We start from the raw sequence: 14,351 nt of genomic DNA on the forward strand, positions 1-14,351 counted from the left end.
AGCTTGTCGAACTCGGGCATCCAGTGGTAGTCCGACGCGGAGTGACGACCGTCGAAGAAGGCGTCTTGCCACTGTCGAACCATGCCGATGTACTCGTTGTTGAGCACGGCGACCGTGATGTCGAGGTTCTCGCGGACGGCGACCGACAGCCCCTGCAGCGTCATCAGGAACGAGCCGTCGCCGTCGATACAGACGACCTCCTGATCGTCGTCGGCCGCGATCCGCGCGCCGATCGCCGAAGGCAACCCGTAGCCCATCGTCCCGAGCCCGTGACTCGAGACCCAGGTGCGGGGCTCGGTGTAGGTCCAGTACTGGCAGGCCCACATCTGGTGTTGGCCGACGCCGGTGGTGACGATCGCTCGGTCGCTCGTGGCCTCGTCGAGCGCCTCGACGACGAACTCCGGTTGGACCGGTTCGTCCTCCGGCGCGTCGTAGGCCATCGAGTAATCGGATTTCCACTGCTGGCACTGCGCGCGCCACTTCTTCGCTTCCGGCGAGGCGTCGACGGCCTCGGAGAGCTGTTCGACGACCGTTTCGGCGTCGCCGACCAGCGGGTAGTCCGCGTGGATGTTCTTCGAGATCTCCGCGGGGTCGATGTCGACGTGGATGAGCTCCGCGTCGGGCGCGAAGGTCTCGATCCCGCCGGTCAGCCGGTCGTCGAAGCGGGTTCCGATGCCGATCAGCGTGTCGCAGTGTGTGATCGCCATGTTGGCGTAGCCGGTGCCGTGCATGCCCGCCATCTCGAGGGAGAGGTCGTGATCCTCGGGGAACGCGCCGATTCCGGGCATCGTGGTGATGACCGGGATCTCGTGTTTGATGGCGAACTCGCGACAGGCCTCGCTGGCCTCGCCCTTGATGACGCCGCCGCCGAGCAACATGGCGGGGCGGTCGGCGTTCTCGATCCGCTCGGCCGCGGCCGCGACGATCTCCGGATCCGCTCGCTCTTGTACCTGATAGGTGTCCGGAACCGCGGGGGCGTCGGGCTCGCGGTCGGTCTCGCCGTTCGTGATGTCTTTGGGCAGATCGACCAGGGTCGGTCCCGGCCGGCCCGCACCGGCGAGCGCGAACGCCTCGCTGACGTCGCTGCCGACGCGATCCGAGTCGCTCGCGAAGGTGTTATCCTTCGTGATCGGCGTCGTGACGCCGGTCGTGTCGGTCTCCTGGAACGCGTCGTTGCCGACGAACTCGGTCGGGACCTGCCCCGTCAGCGCGAGCAGCGGATCCGAATCCATGTCGGCGTCCGCGATGCCGGTGACGAGGTTGGTCGCGCCCGGTCCCGACGTCGCGAGGCAGACGCCCGGTTCGCCGGAGACGATACCGTAGGCGTCGGCCGCGTGGGCCGCGCCCTGCTCGTGGGCCATCGTCACGTGACGAATGTCCGAATCGTAGAGCGCGTCGTAGACGGGCATGATCGCCCCGCCCTGCACGCCGAAGGCGTACTCGACGCCCGCGTTCTCGAGCGCGCGAACGACCGCTTCTGCGCCCGACGTGACGGGGGCGGGCGTCGTCTCGGCGTCGCCGGCCGCCGCGTCGTTCTCGGTGGCCGCGTCGGGTGCGGCGCTGTCGGTGATCTGGTCGTCGTCCTGTTCGTCGTCCGGTGGTGTGACCTTTGCTGCGCGTTCGCTCATCGATTGCCTCCCGCCGGTGTGCGGCGATCGGGTGGTGTACGGTAGTGTGTCATCTGCTGGGGTAGTGATCGCTCGGAGAACGATGCGGATTCCGGTCCGACGCTACGAAGTGCTGAAAATGGGGCTAGAACGCCCCTACAATACGAATCGGAGCGAGCGCGCTGGTGCCGACCGTGCGAACGCGAGCCGACAGGGGAGCGCGGACCGTCATTACTGTCTACGTAGCACCCTCGAGGATCATAATCCTTCCGGGACGCATCCGTCCGTCCGCTCGAGCGCGACAGCAGGGGCTCGCGGCCGGTGGCAAACGGTGAGGACATTCCTCAGGCGCGCACCTCCTCCTGATCCTGCTGGCGTTCGACGCCAGCCTCTTCGGCGAAGCGCTCGAGGATGTCGACCGTCACGCGACGCTTCTCGGCTCCGTAGTCCTTGACGCGGCGGGTGACCGCCCTGACCTGCTCGTCGGTGGGGTCGAAGCCGCACTCGACGAGTCGCTCTCGGACCGAGTGGGTGCCGGTGTGTTTCCCCATGACGAGCTTGCGCTCGGCACCGACCATCTCGGGGGTCATGACGCCGGGTTCGAAGGTGTCGGAGTTTTCGATGACGCCGGCGGCGTGGATGCCGCTCTCGTGGGAGAAGGCGTTGTCGCCGACGACGGGTTTGTTGCCCGGCGTGTCCATCCCGCTTTTCTCCTCGACGATCTCCGACAGTTCGGTGATGCGCGTCGTGTCGATCCCCGTATCGCACTGGTAGAGCGACTCGACGGCCATCACGTACTCCTCGTAGGCGGCGTTGCCGGCCCGCTCGCCGATCGAGTTGACCGACACCTGCGCCTGGGCCGCGCCGGCCTCGATACCGGCCAGCGCGTTGGCGGTGGCCAGCCCGAAATCGTCGTGCGTGTGAACGTCGACCCGCGCGTCGGTGTGGGCACAGACCTTTTCGATCATGGCCCGAAAGCGAGTCGGCGTCGCGACGCCGCACGTGTCCGGAATGTTGATCCAGTCGGTACCCGCGTCCGAAACCGCCTCGATGACCTCGAGCAGGTACTCCTCGTCGGTTCGAGTCGCATCCATCGGCGAGAACATGCAGGTCACGCCCGCCTCTTTGATGCGTTCGACCGAGTCGACTGCGCGCTGTACGACTTCCTCCCGGGTGGCGTGCATCGAATCCTCGATCTGGACGTCGCTGGTGGACACGAACGCGTGCACCATCTCGACGCCGGAATCGAGCGCCGCTTCGATGTCCCCGTCGACGACGCGGGCTAACCCGCAGGTCGTCGAACTGGTTGCCGAAGCGATGTCACGAACGGCCTCGAACTCGGCGTCCGAGTTGACGGGGAATCCGGCCTCGATGACGTGGGTTCCCATCTCGTCCAGGATGGACGCGATCTGCCGTTTGTCGTCGTAGGAAAACGATGTGCCGGGCGACTGCTCGCCGTCCCGGAGGGTCGTATCGAAGACACGTGCTGACTCTATTTCGTCAGTGGAATCTAACGTGCCCTGGAAGAACTCGACCCCCCTGATTGGTATCAGAGGATGGGCTGTCTTGTGAAGACATTGTATCTGAACCCGAGGTGCGACGAGGTATATAAATCTAACGCTGTGAGCGGCGGACAGCTGTCGCGAGCGATACCGCTACCGATCAGATTCATCGGGAAAACGCACGACTGCGACGACCTATTATCTAATAGTATCTCCTAATACTGTTTAGGCGCTATCCAGTGATCAGCCCCGACTATCGGGTATCGAACCGGAAATACCACCCGTTCGGCCTCACTCGGACCGCTCGAGCGCTGGCGCGCGGTCGACTGTGGACGTTCGATCACCGCTCGCCTCCTCGAGGCACCGTATTGCTGTTCTTCCCTTATTTTCAACCCAGATAGTAGACGTTCATCCACCATCGGCGAGGAACGGTGGGTGCCGAACCGACGATCGGACGGCGTCTCCGCGGTCCTCGCGAACCAGCGCACCCGCCACCGAGCGGGGAGTCGAGTCGACGGAACGGAGCAGTCGCGCGTGTGAGCGTTTTATGCCCGGTCGTGGTATGACGGCGCGCATGACGACCGACGAGATCACCGACCTGCTGACAGGGGCGTATATCGACGAATTCGAGACCGTGATGAACTATCAGACCAACGCGATCGTCCTCGACGGCATCCACGCCGAGGAAGTCAAGACGAGCCTCGAGGAAGACATTCAGGAGGAGCTCGGCCACGCCGAGATGCTCGGCGAACGCCTGAAACAGTTAGACGAATCTCCGCCCGGTTCGGAGTCGTTCGAGGCCAACCAGCACAGCCTCCAGCCGCCCGAGGACACCACCGACGTCCAGTCGGTCATCGAGGGCGTCCTCGAGGCCGAGGAGTCCGCCATCGAGACCTATCGGTCGCTGATCGAGGCCGCGACCGAGGCGAACGACCCGGTCACGGAGGACGTGGCGGTGACGATTCTCGCGGACGAGGAGGCCCACCGGACCGAGTTCCGCGGGTTCCAGAAGGAGTTCCCGATGGACTGATCGTCTCGCACTCGACGGCATTCGCGGCCATACTCTCAGTTTCCGCGAGCGAACGCAGTGAGCGAGCGGGCCGAGGAACCCTCGAGGCCGCGCCAACGGCGCGGCTGAGAGGGTGACGCAGGCTTTTGATCAACCTTTACCGAGCGAACGACCGAAGGGAGTGAGCGCAGAGTAAAAGGTTGGAGGCGAACGTTTTTCTCGTCCGGGTTCGACGCTCGCCATATGAGCGATTTCGACCTCGACCTTCGGACCGTCGAGGAGCACATCGACGACGAACTCGAGCTCGAGGGCAGCATTATCCTCGGGTTCCTCGATGGAGAAACGCCGGACGACGAGTGGCTCGAGGCGATTTCGAAGGGGAACGTGCTCGTGCTCAACGTCGACGGCGACGTGAACGAACTGGCCGCGGGATTCGCGCGGGACATCAAGGAGTCGGGCGGGAATCTCGTCCACTTCCGGGGGTTCTTGCTCGTGACGCCGCCCGGCGTGGACGTGAGTACGGAGCGACTGTAATCACCTCGCGAACGACCCGCAAACGAGACTGAGTGAATTTCGATACCGTCTCGCTCGTGTCTCGATGAATGAAGAGCGCGTTCTACTGATACTGGCAACACGGAGGGGCCACACCCTCCCCAACCGATTCGCTCACTTCGTTCGCTCATCCCTCGCGTGTATTTGAGCGACGACTCGCCACAGGCTCGTCGACGCACCGCACGCGCCACCGCAGGGCGGTTCACCGGTCCGAAGTGCGGACGCGTTCACACCGCGGTAAACGTCAGGAAGTGGTCGTCCGGATCGCGGACGACGACCGCCTCGTCCGACTCCCGCTCGAGCGAACCGATCCGATCGCGCACCGCCTCGAGCGCCGCTGCCGGATCGTCCGTCTCGAACCCCAGATCGACGTGGACGCCGCCGCGGGCGTCGGCGATCCCGAGATGGGGCTCCCAGAGCTCGAGGGCCATCGGCCCGTGGAGTCGGACGCGCTTGCGGTCGTCGCCCTCGTCGACGGTCTTGAACCCCAGCTCCTCGTAGAAGGCCTGCGCACGGTCGATGTCCGCGACCTCGAGGACCACCTCGAAGATGCCGTCGATTCCCGGCCCGGCGACGTCTTGCTGGCCGAGTTCGACGCAGTTGCCGTCGGGATCGTACAGGTAGAGCGACCGGGAGGAGCCGAAGCGCGCCTCCTCGAGGTCGTAGTCGTCGTCGAGGCGGTCCCACCAGTCGTCGTACTCGGCCGCGGGGATCGAGAACGCGAAGTGCGTGTGGAGCCCGCCCCGCGGGAGCGCCGCCGGTCGTCGGAGCACGAGATCGGTGTCGCCGGCCGCGAAGACGAGTTCGTCCGCCCCGCGTTCGCGCCCAGTCAGTCCCAGCGTCTCCTCGTAGAACGTCCCCGCGGCCTCGAGGTACTTGGCCTCGAGAGCGAGCCAGGCTATCCCGGTTAACATACGCGGACGTACGCGAAGCGGGTGCATAGAAGCGTCGCCGGTTTCGCCGGCGGGCGGCCTCGAGTACGGTTGACCGCGCTCGGGCGACTGACCGTTCGGGTGCGGCGGTTACCGAGATTTATGGAGCGACGGTTCGTAGACTGTCAGTATGACTTCCCGAGTCGACGAACGCGAGACCGAGTTCCGCGAGATCGACCGCTTCGAGGACGGCATCGGCTGGATCGCCCACCCCGACGAACGGATGCAACGCGCCAGCCACGCCCTCGCGGTCGACGGCGAGGTCTGGGTGATCGACCCGGTCGACGCCGAGGGGATCGACGACCTGTTCGCCGAGTTCGGCGACGTGGCCGGCGTCGTCGTCACCCTCGACCGGCACAAGCGCGATGCGGCGGCGGTCGCGGACCGCCACGACGTTCCCGTCTACCTCCCCGAATTCTTCGAGGGCGTCACCGAAGACATCGACGCCGCGGTCGCTCGCTTCGACGACGAACTCTCCGATACCGGGATCCGCGCCATCACGGTCGTCGACAACCGCTTCTGGCAGGAAGTCGCCCTCTACAACCCGGCCGACGGGACGCTCGTCGTCCCCGAAACGGTCGGGTCGGTGGCATACTTCCGGGCCGGCGACGAGGAACTCGGCGTCCATCCGGCGTTGCGACTCACCCCGCCGCGAACGCCCCTCCGCGGCGTCGCGCCCGAGCGCGTGCTCGTCGGCCACGGCACCGGCGTGATGGCGGACGCCGCGCGCGTCCTCGAGACCGCGCTCGCCAACGCCAGAAAAGGCGCGCCACGGCTGTACGCGACCACGGCCTGGAAGCTGCTTCCCGTTTAGGGCGTCCGGAACCCGATCGGGACGAGACAGCGAGCTCCCTCAGGAGGCAACAGCTAAACTTCCGGCTATCCAAAGGGACCCTGTGGTCTACGTAACTCGCGCACTCGTCGACGTCCTGCTGGACCTGGCGAGCGATGCCGATCCCAACGACGTGACGACCGGCGTTTCGGTCACGCCGGCGAGCGAACTCGAGGGTGCGGACGCGATCCCGCCCGAAACACCCGTTTTCACCGACTTCTTTCTCCCCGACCCCCACAACTCCGTCAACGCCGTCTTCGGCGTCGATCTCTCGACGCCCGCGCGCCAGACGCAGGGCCGGTTCGTTTCCCACCCCGTCGGCGAGCTCGAGGTGACGCGCCGGGACCACCTGGCGGAAGTCGTCTTCGTCGCCGTCCCGCCGTGGGGAACCGACGACCGGTCGTTCGCCGCGTTCGACCGGAGCGGCAACCGACGACCCCTCGAGATCCTCGACGCCTCGCCGCCGGGGCAGTCGTTGACCGATTGATCGATATCGTCCGACCGACGACGACCAGATACGTCGACTACGTAGCGCGGCTACTATCCGTCAGGCGGTGATGCTCGCTCGGTACTGTGGTCTGGCGATCTCGAAAATATAGTAGCTACTGAAACGATCAGTGTGCAAACCGTTTCAGTGGCTACTACAGAGCGACTCAGCGTGGTTCAGGGCGGGTCACTCGAGATAGCCCAGCCCGCGGAGCTGTTCGGTGATCTCTTCGAACTCGGCTTCGGTGAGTTCCCCCTCCTTCTGGTGCTGGATGACGATGCTGCGCAGCAGGAATCGAACGAGGTCGCTCGTGCTCTGGAAGCTGGTCCCCTCGATGGTATCCTCGACGCGGTCCGCGAGATCCTTCGGAATCGACACCGTGGTGTACTCGGTCATACGCCATACTCCGTCGCGGGCCCCAAATGCGTGTCGACAGGTCGGTGGTCACCGCCGAACCGGTAGCTGATGGCCGCCGAACCGGTGGCTGATGGCTCACGCGGCTGTTGGCAGGGTTGTCGTTGGCTGCGATTGCTGTTGGCCGGAATTGCTGGGATCTGAAGCGGTTGCTAGTAGGCATCCGACAGTGAGCAGTTGACAGCCTCGACGGCGTTCGACTGACAGTCCCTGTTCGGTGACACTCCGCTGCCGTCTCCACAGGCATTTTTATATCCGGCTCCGTAGCGGGAGGTACAGGTATGGGAGTCCGGCCACCATCGAGCGGAGACGACGAGGAGCCCGACAGTATCGAGTTCGGCATCGCGGCCGTCGACGCTCATCTCAGCGATTCCGACCTCTCCTTTCCGGCTACGAAGGACGACGTCAGAGCCGAGATCGGCCACGAGAACGTTCCCTACGACGTTCACGGGAACGACGTGCCCCTGAGCGAGATGCTCGCCGAAGTCCCGACCGACCAATTTGACTCGCGTCAGGAGCTGTTGAACGCGCTCCACCAGCCCTTCGAGGAGTACCGCCGAAACAACTCGAACGGGGTCGTCGCCCAGTTTCGCTCGCTATTGCCCTTCTGAGTTCTCGCTGTCGAAGAAACAGGTCCGATAGCAGGTAATAGCGGTGTCAGTGGAAGATCGGTAGTTACAACCGTGATTCCCGTTCGCTCATCACGGTACAGCGCGCGCCACCGCCTAGCGGCTGACTGATTGGGAGCGATGCACTGATCCGCTGGACTGGCTGGGTAGACCGCGACGCTCGTTCCGTTCCCGACCGCGGCCGTCACTCGTCGTTCGACTCTCGAGCGATCCGCTCGAGTCGCCGCCGCTGTTCGCGGTGGAGGGTGACGAGCATGTCCGAGAGGACGCCGAACATGAGGAGCTGGACGCCCAGCAGGATGGCGGCCGCCGAGGCGAGAGCCATAACCTCGTGGCTCTGGGTGTACTGGACCCACTCCCAGAGGACGTAGACCGCGATGAGACCGCCCGAGAGAATCCCGGCGACCCCGAGACTGCCGAAGTAAAAGAGGGGGTTGTTGGTCTTGGCCAGCGAGTACAGCGTGAGCAGGATCGTCCCGCCGTCTTTGACCGGGTGGAGGTTGGTCTCGGACTCGTCGGGTCGGGCGCTGTAACTGACCGGGACGACCGTCGTCTCGACCCCGTGTTTGACGCACTCGACGGCGAGTTCGGTCTCGATCGTGAACCCGTCGGAGTCGAGCGAGAGCCGTTCGAACGACTCGACGGTGAACGCTCGGTAGCCCGAGAGGATGTCCTCGTAGTTGGCTCCGTGGACGAACCCGAACGCGCGGTTGATCATCCGATTCCCGAAACCGTTCAACGCGCGCATCGCGTCGTCGTCCATCTCGGCGAAGCGGTTGCCGATCACGTGTTCGTACCCCCGCGAGAGCGGTTCGACCATCTTGTCGGCGTCGGCCGGATCGTAGGTGCCATCGCCGTCGGCCATCAGCACGTACGGTACCGTCACGTACTCGAGGGCCTCGCGGACGGCCTGCCCCTTTCCGTCACCGGACTGAACCAGCACCTCGGCGCCGTGCTCGCGAGCGATCTCGCGAGTGCCGTCGGTCGAGTTGCCGTCGACGATGACGACGTTCGTATACCCCTGCTCGCGGAACCCCTCGATCACGTCGGCGATCGTGGCCGCCTCGTCGAGCGTCGGGATGAGAACGCAGACGTCGTCGGGCGAGACCTCGCGGGCGCCCTCGGTCACGGCGACCTCCCCTGCGCCGTCCGAGAGGATACTCGAGCCCGCACGTACCGCGTCATCTTCCATCGGACGGTATTCGCCCGCGTACCCGCAAAAGGCTACTGATTGAGCAGTGTCGGGTCTTTACGTCGGGTGGACTGCGACGCGGCCATCGCCTCGTCACCAGGTCAGCCCTTCGTAGACCTCGAGGGACTCCTCGTCGATCTCGATCCGCCGACCGTCGACCACGACGGAGCGCGCCATTCCCTCGAACGACACGTCGTCGAACTCAGGCCAGTTGGTCGCGACGACTGCGCCGTCGGCCCCCTCGAGCGCGTCCGCCGCCGACTCCGCGTACTCGATCTCGGGATAGTCCGGCCGAACGTTCTCGATCGCGACCGGATCGTAGGCGACGACCGCCGCGCCGCGACCGCTGAGGTGCTCGATCACGTCCAGCGCGCGGGACTTGCGCACGTCGTCGGTCCCGGGTTTGAACGAGAGCCCGAGAACCGCGATTCGGGCCCCCTCGAGCGGGACGTGCTCCTCGAGCAGGGCCACGAGCCGTTGCGGCTGTTCGTCGTTGACCGCGACGGTCGCATCGAGCAGTTCGGGATCGTAGCCCTGCTCGCGAGCGCCGGCGCGCAGCGCGTTGACGTCCTTGGGGAAACAGGAGCCGCCCCAGCCCAGGCCCGAGCGCATGAATCGCTCCGAAATCCGGTCGTCGAGCCCGACCGCCTCGAGCACCTCGTAGGCGTCCGCGTCGTACTCCCTGGCGATGTTGCCGAGCTCGTTGACCAGCGAGACCTTCGACGCGAGGAAGGCGTTGTTCGCGTACTTGATGAGTTCCGCCTCGCGGATGTCGGTCTCGACGAGGTCCGTCTCATCGCGCTCTAAGAGAGGCGCGTACAGCTCTCGGAGGGTCGCCGCGGCCGCCTCGCTCGCGGTGCCGAGGACGACCTTGTCCGGCTCGAGGAAGTCCTCGACGGCGGTCCCCATCCGGAGGAACTCGGGGTTCATCGCGAGCTCGAGGCCGTCGCCGATTCGCGCACCGGATTCGGCCTCGAGGATCGGTCCGACGACTTCTTCGGTCGTTCCGGGCAGGACCGTGCTCTTGACGACCACGAGGTGGTCGTCGTCTTTGTCGGCGATCGCGCGGCCGAGCGATTCCGCGCCGGCGCGCATGATCGCGAGATCGAGACTGCCGTCGTCGGATTGGGGCGTGGGAAGACAGAGGAACGTGACGTTCGTGTCGCGAACCGCATCGTAGTCCGTCGTCGCGCGGAGATTCGTTCCGGCGTGGGCGGCGATTCGCTCCGCGAGACCCGACTCGTGGATCGGTGCCTCCCCGGCGTTTATCGCGTCGACGATGTCCTCGTCGATCTCGACGTTGACCACGTCGTGGCCGATATCTGCGAGGCAGGCGGCGATCGTGGTGCCGACGTAACCGCTGCCGACGATGGAGACGTTCATAGGAAACGAGATGCGGAGTGGACGTTAGACGTTTTTGGGTTCGAGTGGACCGCGCTCTGTCCGGTTCGTCGACTCGCCCTCGCCGGATTCCGGAGCCGCTCGAGCACACCCACTTGTCCCGATCGGCGACCGTCACCAACACGAAAGCTATTCTTGCGGTTCGAGACTCCCTAGAGACACATGCAGGAACCCTTCGGCCAACGCGGCCGTCTCGCGGCGGGCGTCGTCCTCCTCGCCGTTCTGGCCGGGCTCGTCCTGTGGGCGGGCGCGGTCCCCTCCGATCTGATGAGCGGCGGCTATCCGGACGAAGTGGACGTCACCCAGAACCGCGAGGCCTACGTGGGCGAGCAGGTCGTCCTCGGCGGTCGCGTCGTCGACACGGACCCCGTCGTCATCGCGACTCGGGCCAGCGGCTACGGCAGGTTCACCCTCGTCAACGCGGAGGAGGGACTCCAGAACTCGGACGCCTCCCTCGAGCAGGGTGACCGCGTGAGCGCGTTCGGCCACCTCGAGGACGAGTCGACCCTCGTCGTCGACCGAACGACCATCGGCGACGTCTCCGGGACGGCCTACATGCTCGTCGTCTCGTTTTTCGGCGGCCTCTGGGCGTTCGGTCGGTTCGCCCGCGACTGGCGCGTCGATTTCGGTCGGTTCGCACTCGTCCCGCGAGACGAGCCGCTCTCCCTCTGGGACGTGATACCCGGGACTCGAGGCGGCGCGAGCGGCGGTGATCGCAGTGACTGACGTCCTCACGCACGTTCTCGTCGGCTACGTCGTCGGGACGCTCCTGTCGATTCGATACGCGCGGCTGCGGCGAGCGCACGTGACGCTCGTAATGCTCGGCGCGCTCTCTCCGGACTTCACGAAGATCGATCTCTTCTTTCCGGACGAGTTCGTCAGCTACCTGCTCGGCATTCCCTTCTCGTGGGCGCCGCTCCACCTTCTCGGTGGAACGATCGTCGTGACCCTCTTCGCCTCGCTCCTGTTCGCACCGGAGTACCGCCGGGACATCGTCGTGCTCGTCGCGATCGGTGCGGCGTCACACCACGTCCTCGATCTGGGCCTCATGACCTCGACGGGATACTCCTACGCCGCCTTCTGGCCGCTGACCGAGTACCGACTGCCGGCGGGCGGACTCTACCTCAGCACCGACCGCTGGCCGGCGCTCGTCGCTGGGGTATGTGCGGTACTCGTCTGGGCGCTCGAGCGACGGGTCGGCGTGCGGGGATATGAGGATTCGGCGTCGCTCGAGTGAAAGTGGTGATGCGGAACGCGGGTCTCAATCGGCGATCTCTAACTGACGCTATCGTTATTCGGTCGGTACCGGGACCCCGGCGTCGGCCAGCCGCTCCTCGACGCGGTCTCTATCTTCCGGATAGCCGACGTCGGTGCGCCAGCCGTCCATCCGAATCGCGTCGATGGTTCGACCCGACTGGATGAGGAGATCGATCGCGTCGGGAAGTTCGTACTCCCCGCGATCCGAGGGCTGGACGAGATGGCACGCGTGGAAGATTTCCGGCGTGAAGGTGTAGAAGCCGGTCATGACAAGATTGGACGGCGGATCGTCGGGTTTCTCCATCACCTCGACGATCTCGCCGTACTCGTTGGTATCGAGGACGCCGTACCTCGAGGCCTCCTCGTAGGGGACCTCCTCGACGAGGAAGGCGGCATCGGCGCGCTCTTCCTGCTGGCGGTTGATCACGTCGGCGAGATTCGCCCGGAAGACGTTGTCCCCGAGCATGAGCATGAAGTCGTCGTTGATGTGGGGTTCCGCCTGGAGAATGGCGTGAGCGAGGCCGAGCTGCTCGCGCTGGTGGGCGTAGGTGATGGGGATGTTCTTGTATTCGTCCCCGTAGCGCTCGATTATTTTCTCCTTCATGTAGCCGACGACGAGGACGAACTCGGTCGCGCCGATGTCGATGAGGTTGTCCATGACGTCCTCGAGGAGGGGTTTATCCTCGACCTCGACGAGGACCTTGGGTTTGCTATCGGTAAGGGGCCGGAGGCGGGTTCCCTTGCCCGCGGCCAGCACGACTGCTTGCATACACTAACCAATTATACTTGAATATTATATGACTTCGGGGATCACTGGTCCCAAATCAATTCTTATTATATTTTTTATTAGTATACAATCTAAAATTGTTCAATTCAAGCCAGAGAAAGGTTGGAAGTAGTTCCTCAACGGCTCGTACCAGTCGTCGTCCGCACGAACATTTTTTGGCTACAAGTCGGGTCATAACGACTCTGTGACATTCCGTAAAATTTCGTCACTGCGGTCATGGCATATGCGGCAGCCATGCCGGAGCGTTGGCGATGACCGTCGTACGGAATTGGGCGGAAATCACAAAAAGGGACAGGAAATAGATGCCAGACCCCGACACAGTGAGCGAGATGACGATCAGAGCGTTATGGCTCACATCGAGCGTCTCAAGGAGAGATCGACCGCCAGCAACAATTCCGGCCATCATCACTGCGGTGATGAACTGACGAGCCAGTTCGTCAGTCGGGACCTCGAAATTGACGAGCTGTCGAAGTGAGCGATACGAGAGCACCAACCCGACACACGCAGAGAGGCCCGTTGCAATTGCTGCACCGACCCAGCCGATCCAGAGGATGAGGACCACATTCAGGACGGCGTTCGTCACGATAAATATGATGTTTATTCGGAAGGCGATGTCGGGGCGATCCAGCGCGTTCAACGCGTTCATCAGCTGTTTCTGATAGCCATAAATGAGGGATGCGAGGATCAGCAATCCGAGGACGGGGGTTCCCTGCGTAAACTGATCGCCGTAGAGACGGAGGAGGCGATCGGCGAGGACGACGCCGCCGAAGAGCCCCGGGATGGCGATGAGGCCACCGTAGGCGATCGAGTCCGTCACCAGTCCCGCGATCCGGTCGTGATCGGCGGACGCCTCGGCCTCGCTCAGTTCGGGGAACAGCGTGGAACTCACCGCACTGTCAAACAGCGTAAGGAACGTCGCAATACTCCAGACGACGGAATAAACGCCCACGAGTGCCGACGGGACGAGGGCACCGAGGACGACGATATCGACATCGTTGAACGAACGGGATTTGAGCCCGCTGAGCCACGAGAACTTCGCGAAATCGAACAAGCTTCGGAAGTGGTGTCGCCGAGGCCGCGTCACTTCGACCGTGAGGAACGCCGCCCCGAGGAGGATCGCGAGGAGCGCACCGATCGCGTGTCCGACGAGCATTCCGGTCAGCCCGAATCCGGCGAGTACGAGTCCGATTTGGACGATGCTCCGGAAACTGGTCTGTACCGGCATGAGCAGCCCGGAAATGTGGACGAGCCGTTCCCCCCTGAGCGCCGCGTTGATGAGAGCGGACGAAAGACTGATCAATAACAATACTGCGACGAACGGAGCGACCCGCTCGCCAACGTACACGTTTACGACGTTGTGAAGCGCAAGGACCCCGATCGTCAGGCCGAGTCCCAACACCGCAACGATGATCATTCCGGCCGTAAAATGAGCTGACGGCTCATCGCCCTCGCTTATTCGCTTAACGACCGCCGAGGAAATCCCGAGTTGGCCGCCGAGCGCGAGCCAAGCGACGACTGCGAGGACGATCGCGTAGTGACCGAGAACCGTTGCTCCGAGCGTCCGCGCGAAGTATAGCGTCGCAACGAACCCTAGTGCCGAGCCGACGAGTTTGGAGGCGAAGACGACGAACGAGGTTTGACCAATTCTCATGCTGTTCCGCAATTAGAATTCATGCAGCCACACGTTGATTCCGTTCACTGACCGAAATAGACTCTCGCTGAATAAATTCATTATGAGATATCTCCAATC

General features: G+C 64.1%; 15 protein-coding genes. 7 read left to right on the plus strand and 8 right to left on the minus strand.

The window, feature by feature from the left end:
- Both ilvB and AC0QDI_RS09775 read right to left on the minus strand, forming a co-directional pair.
- On the minus strand, positions 1-1,628 hold a 1,628-nt coding region (gene ilvB, locus AC0QDI_RS09770; protein ID WP_474667634.1), incomplete at its 3' end, for a biosynthetic-type acetolactate synthase large subunit.
- Positions 1,629-1,951: 323 nt separating this feature from the next.
- Positions 1,952-3,190 carry a LeuA family protein gene (locus tag AC0QDI_RS09775; protein ID WP_474668341.1) on the minus strand — a complete coding sequence of 413 codons (1,239 nt, stop codon included), beginning with the start codon at positions 3,188-3,190 and terminating at the stop codon, positions 1,952-1,954.
- A 493-nt stretch (positions 3,191-3,683) separates the two neighbouring features.
- Between AC0QDI_RS09775 and AC0QDI_RS09780 the strand changes: the two genes are divergently transcribed.
- Together AC0QDI_RS09780 and AC0QDI_RS09785 are read left to right on the plus strand one after the other, a co-directional pair.
- Entirely contained in the window at positions 3,684-4,139 is a 456-nt protein-coding gene (locus AC0QDI_RS09780; RefSeq protein WP_474667635.1) for a ferritin-like domain-containing protein, read from the plus strand.
- Between the two features lie 222 nt (positions 4,140-4,361).
- Positions 4,362-4,652: a DUF5779 family protein gene (locus tag AC0QDI_RS09785; RefSeq protein WP_098726028.1), complete on the plus strand. Its 291-nt coding sequence runs from the start codon at positions 4,362-4,364 to the stop codon at positions 4,650-4,652.
- A gap of 245 nt (positions 4,653-4,897) precedes the next feature.
- On the opposite strand, the gene AC0QDI_RS09790 is transcribed toward AC0QDI_RS09785, so the two are convergent.
- A complete protein-coding gene (locus AC0QDI_RS09790; RefSeq protein ID WP_474667637.1) occupies positions 4,898-5,584 on the minus strand; it encodes a VOC family protein in 687 nt (228 codons plus the stop codon).
- Positions 5,585-5,732: 148 nt separating this feature from the next.
- On the opposite strand from AC0QDI_RS09790, the gene AC0QDI_RS09795 reads away from it, so the two are divergent.
- Together AC0QDI_RS09795 and AC0QDI_RS09800 are read left to right on the plus strand one after the other, a co-directional pair.
- Positions 5,733-6,416 carry a hypothetical protein gene (locus AC0QDI_RS09795; RefSeq protein ID WP_474667639.1) on the plus strand — a complete coding sequence of 228 codons (684 nt, stop codon included), beginning with the start codon at positions 5,733-5,735 and terminating at the stop codon, positions 6,414-6,416.
- Between the two features lie 82 nt (positions 6,417-6,498).
- Positions 6,499-6,921, plus strand: a complete 423-nt coding sequence (locus AC0QDI_RS09800) for a JAB/MPN domain protein-containing protein (RefSeq protein WP_474667641.1) — start codon at positions 6,499-6,501, stop codon at positions 6,919-6,921.
- A gap of 186 nt (positions 6,922-7,107) precedes the next feature.
- Here the strand turns inward: AC0QDI_RS09800 and AC0QDI_RS09805 are convergent, their stop codons facing one another.
- Complete coding sequence (locus AC0QDI_RS09805) at positions 7,108-7,317, minus strand: ribbon-helix-helix domain-containing protein (protein WP_006179895.1); 210 nt, start codon at positions 7,315-7,317, stop codon at positions 7,108-7,110.
- Positions 7,318-7,616: 299 nt separating this feature from the next.
- Here AC0QDI_RS09805 and AC0QDI_RS09810 point away from each other — a divergent pair, with 299 nt between their 5' ends.
- Positions 7,617-7,946 carry a DUF5789 family protein gene (locus AC0QDI_RS09810; protein WP_474667643.1) on the plus strand — a complete coding sequence of 110 codons (330 nt, stop codon included), beginning with the start codon at positions 7,617-7,619 and terminating at the stop codon, positions 7,944-7,946.
- A 202-nt stretch (positions 7,947-8,148) separates the two neighbouring features.
- On the opposite strand, the gene aglJ is transcribed toward AC0QDI_RS09810, so the two are convergent.
- Together aglJ and aglM are read right to left on the minus strand one after the other, a co-directional pair.
- Positions 8,149-9,156 (minus strand): S-layer glycoprotein N-glycosyltransferase AglJ, encoded by a 1,008-nt coding sequence (gene aglJ / locus AC0QDI_RS09815; RefSeq protein ID WP_474667645.1) that lies wholly within the window; start codon positions 9,154-9,156, stop codon positions 8,149-8,151.
- A gap of 93 nt (positions 9,157-9,249) precedes the next feature.
- Entirely contained in the window at positions 9,250-10,539 is a 1,290-nt protein-coding gene (gene aglM, locus AC0QDI_RS09820) for a UDP-glucose 6-dehydrogenase AglM (RefSeq protein ID WP_474667647.1), read from the minus strand.
- A 180-nt stretch (positions 10,540-10,719) separates the two neighbouring features.
- Here aglM and AC0QDI_RS09825 point away from each other — a divergent pair, with 180 nt between their 5' ends.
- Complete coding sequence (locus AC0QDI_RS09825) at positions 10,720-11,283, plus strand: OB-like fold-containing membrane protein (RefSeq protein WP_474667649.1); 564 nt, start codon at positions 10,720-10,722, stop codon at positions 11,281-11,283.
- A complete protein-coding gene (locus AC0QDI_RS09830; RefSeq protein ID WP_474667651.1) occupies positions 11,267-11,794 on the plus strand; it encodes a metal-dependent hydrolase in 528 nt (175 codons plus the stop codon). Before AC0QDI_RS09825 ends, AC0QDI_RS09830 begins: the two co-directional genes overlap by 17 nt.
- Before the next feature lie 54 nt (positions 11,795-11,848).
- Here the strand turns inward: AC0QDI_RS09830 and aglF are convergent, their stop codons facing one another.
- Together aglF and AC0QDI_RS09840 are read right to left on the minus strand one after the other, a co-directional pair.
- Positions 11,849-12,583 (minus strand): UTP--glucose-1-phosphate uridylyltransferase AglF, encoded by a 735-nt coding sequence (gene aglF / locus AC0QDI_RS09835; protein ID WP_474667653.1) that lies wholly within the window; start codon positions 12,581-12,583, stop codon positions 11,849-11,851.
- Between the two features lie 232 nt (positions 12,584-12,815).
- Entirely contained in the window at positions 12,816-14,252 is a 1,437-nt protein-coding gene (locus AC0QDI_RS09840; protein ID WP_474667655.1) for an oligosaccharide flippase family protein, read from the minus strand.
- Positions 14,253-14,351 lie beyond the last annotated feature (99 nt).

This window comes from Natrinema sp. LJW11, assembly GCF_056135975.1.

Coding starts and splice junctions, on each gene's coding strand:
- AC0QDI_RS09825 (WP_474667649.1), top strand. CDS start 10,720: ATGCAGGAACCCTTCGGCCAACGCGGCCGTCTCGCGGCGGGCGTCGTC.
- AC0QDI_RS09805 (WP_006179895.1), bottom strand. CDS start 7,317: ATGACCGAGTACACCACGGTGTCGATTCCGAAGGATCTCGCGGACCGC.
- aglM (WP_474667647.1), bottom strand. CDS start 10,539: ATGAACGTCTCCATCGTCGGCAGCGGTTACGTCGGCACCACGATCGCC.
- AC0QDI_RS09795 (WP_474667639.1), top strand. CDS start 5,733: ATGACTTCCCGAGTCGACGAACGCGAGACCGAGTTCCGCGAGATCGAC.
- AC0QDI_RS09785 (WP_098726028.1), top strand. CDS start 4,362: ATGAGCGATTTCGACCTCGACCTTCGGACCGTCGAGGAGCACATCGAC.
- aglF (WP_474667653.1), bottom strand. CDS start 12,583: ATGCAAGCAGTCGTGCTGGCCGCGGGCAAGGGAACCCGCCTCCGGCCC.
- AC0QDI_RS09840 (WP_474667655.1), bottom strand. CDS start 14,252: ATGAGAATTGGTCAAACCTCGTTCGTCGTCTTCGCCTCCAAACTCGTC.
- AC0QDI_RS09790 (WP_474667637.1), bottom strand. CDS start 5,584: ATGTTAACCGGGATAGCCTGGCTCGCTCTCGAGGCCAAGTACCTCGAG.
- aglJ (WP_474667645.1), bottom strand. CDS start 9,156: ATGGAAGATGACGCGGTACGTGCGGGCTCGAGTATCCTCTCGGACGGC.
- AC0QDI_RS09780 (WP_474667635.1), top strand. CDS start 3,684: ATGACGACCGACGAGATCACCGACCTGCTGACAGGGGCGTATATCGAC.
- AC0QDI_RS09810 (WP_474667643.1), top strand. CDS start 7,617: ATGGGAGTCCGGCCACCATCGAGCGGAGACGACGAGGAGCCCGACAGT.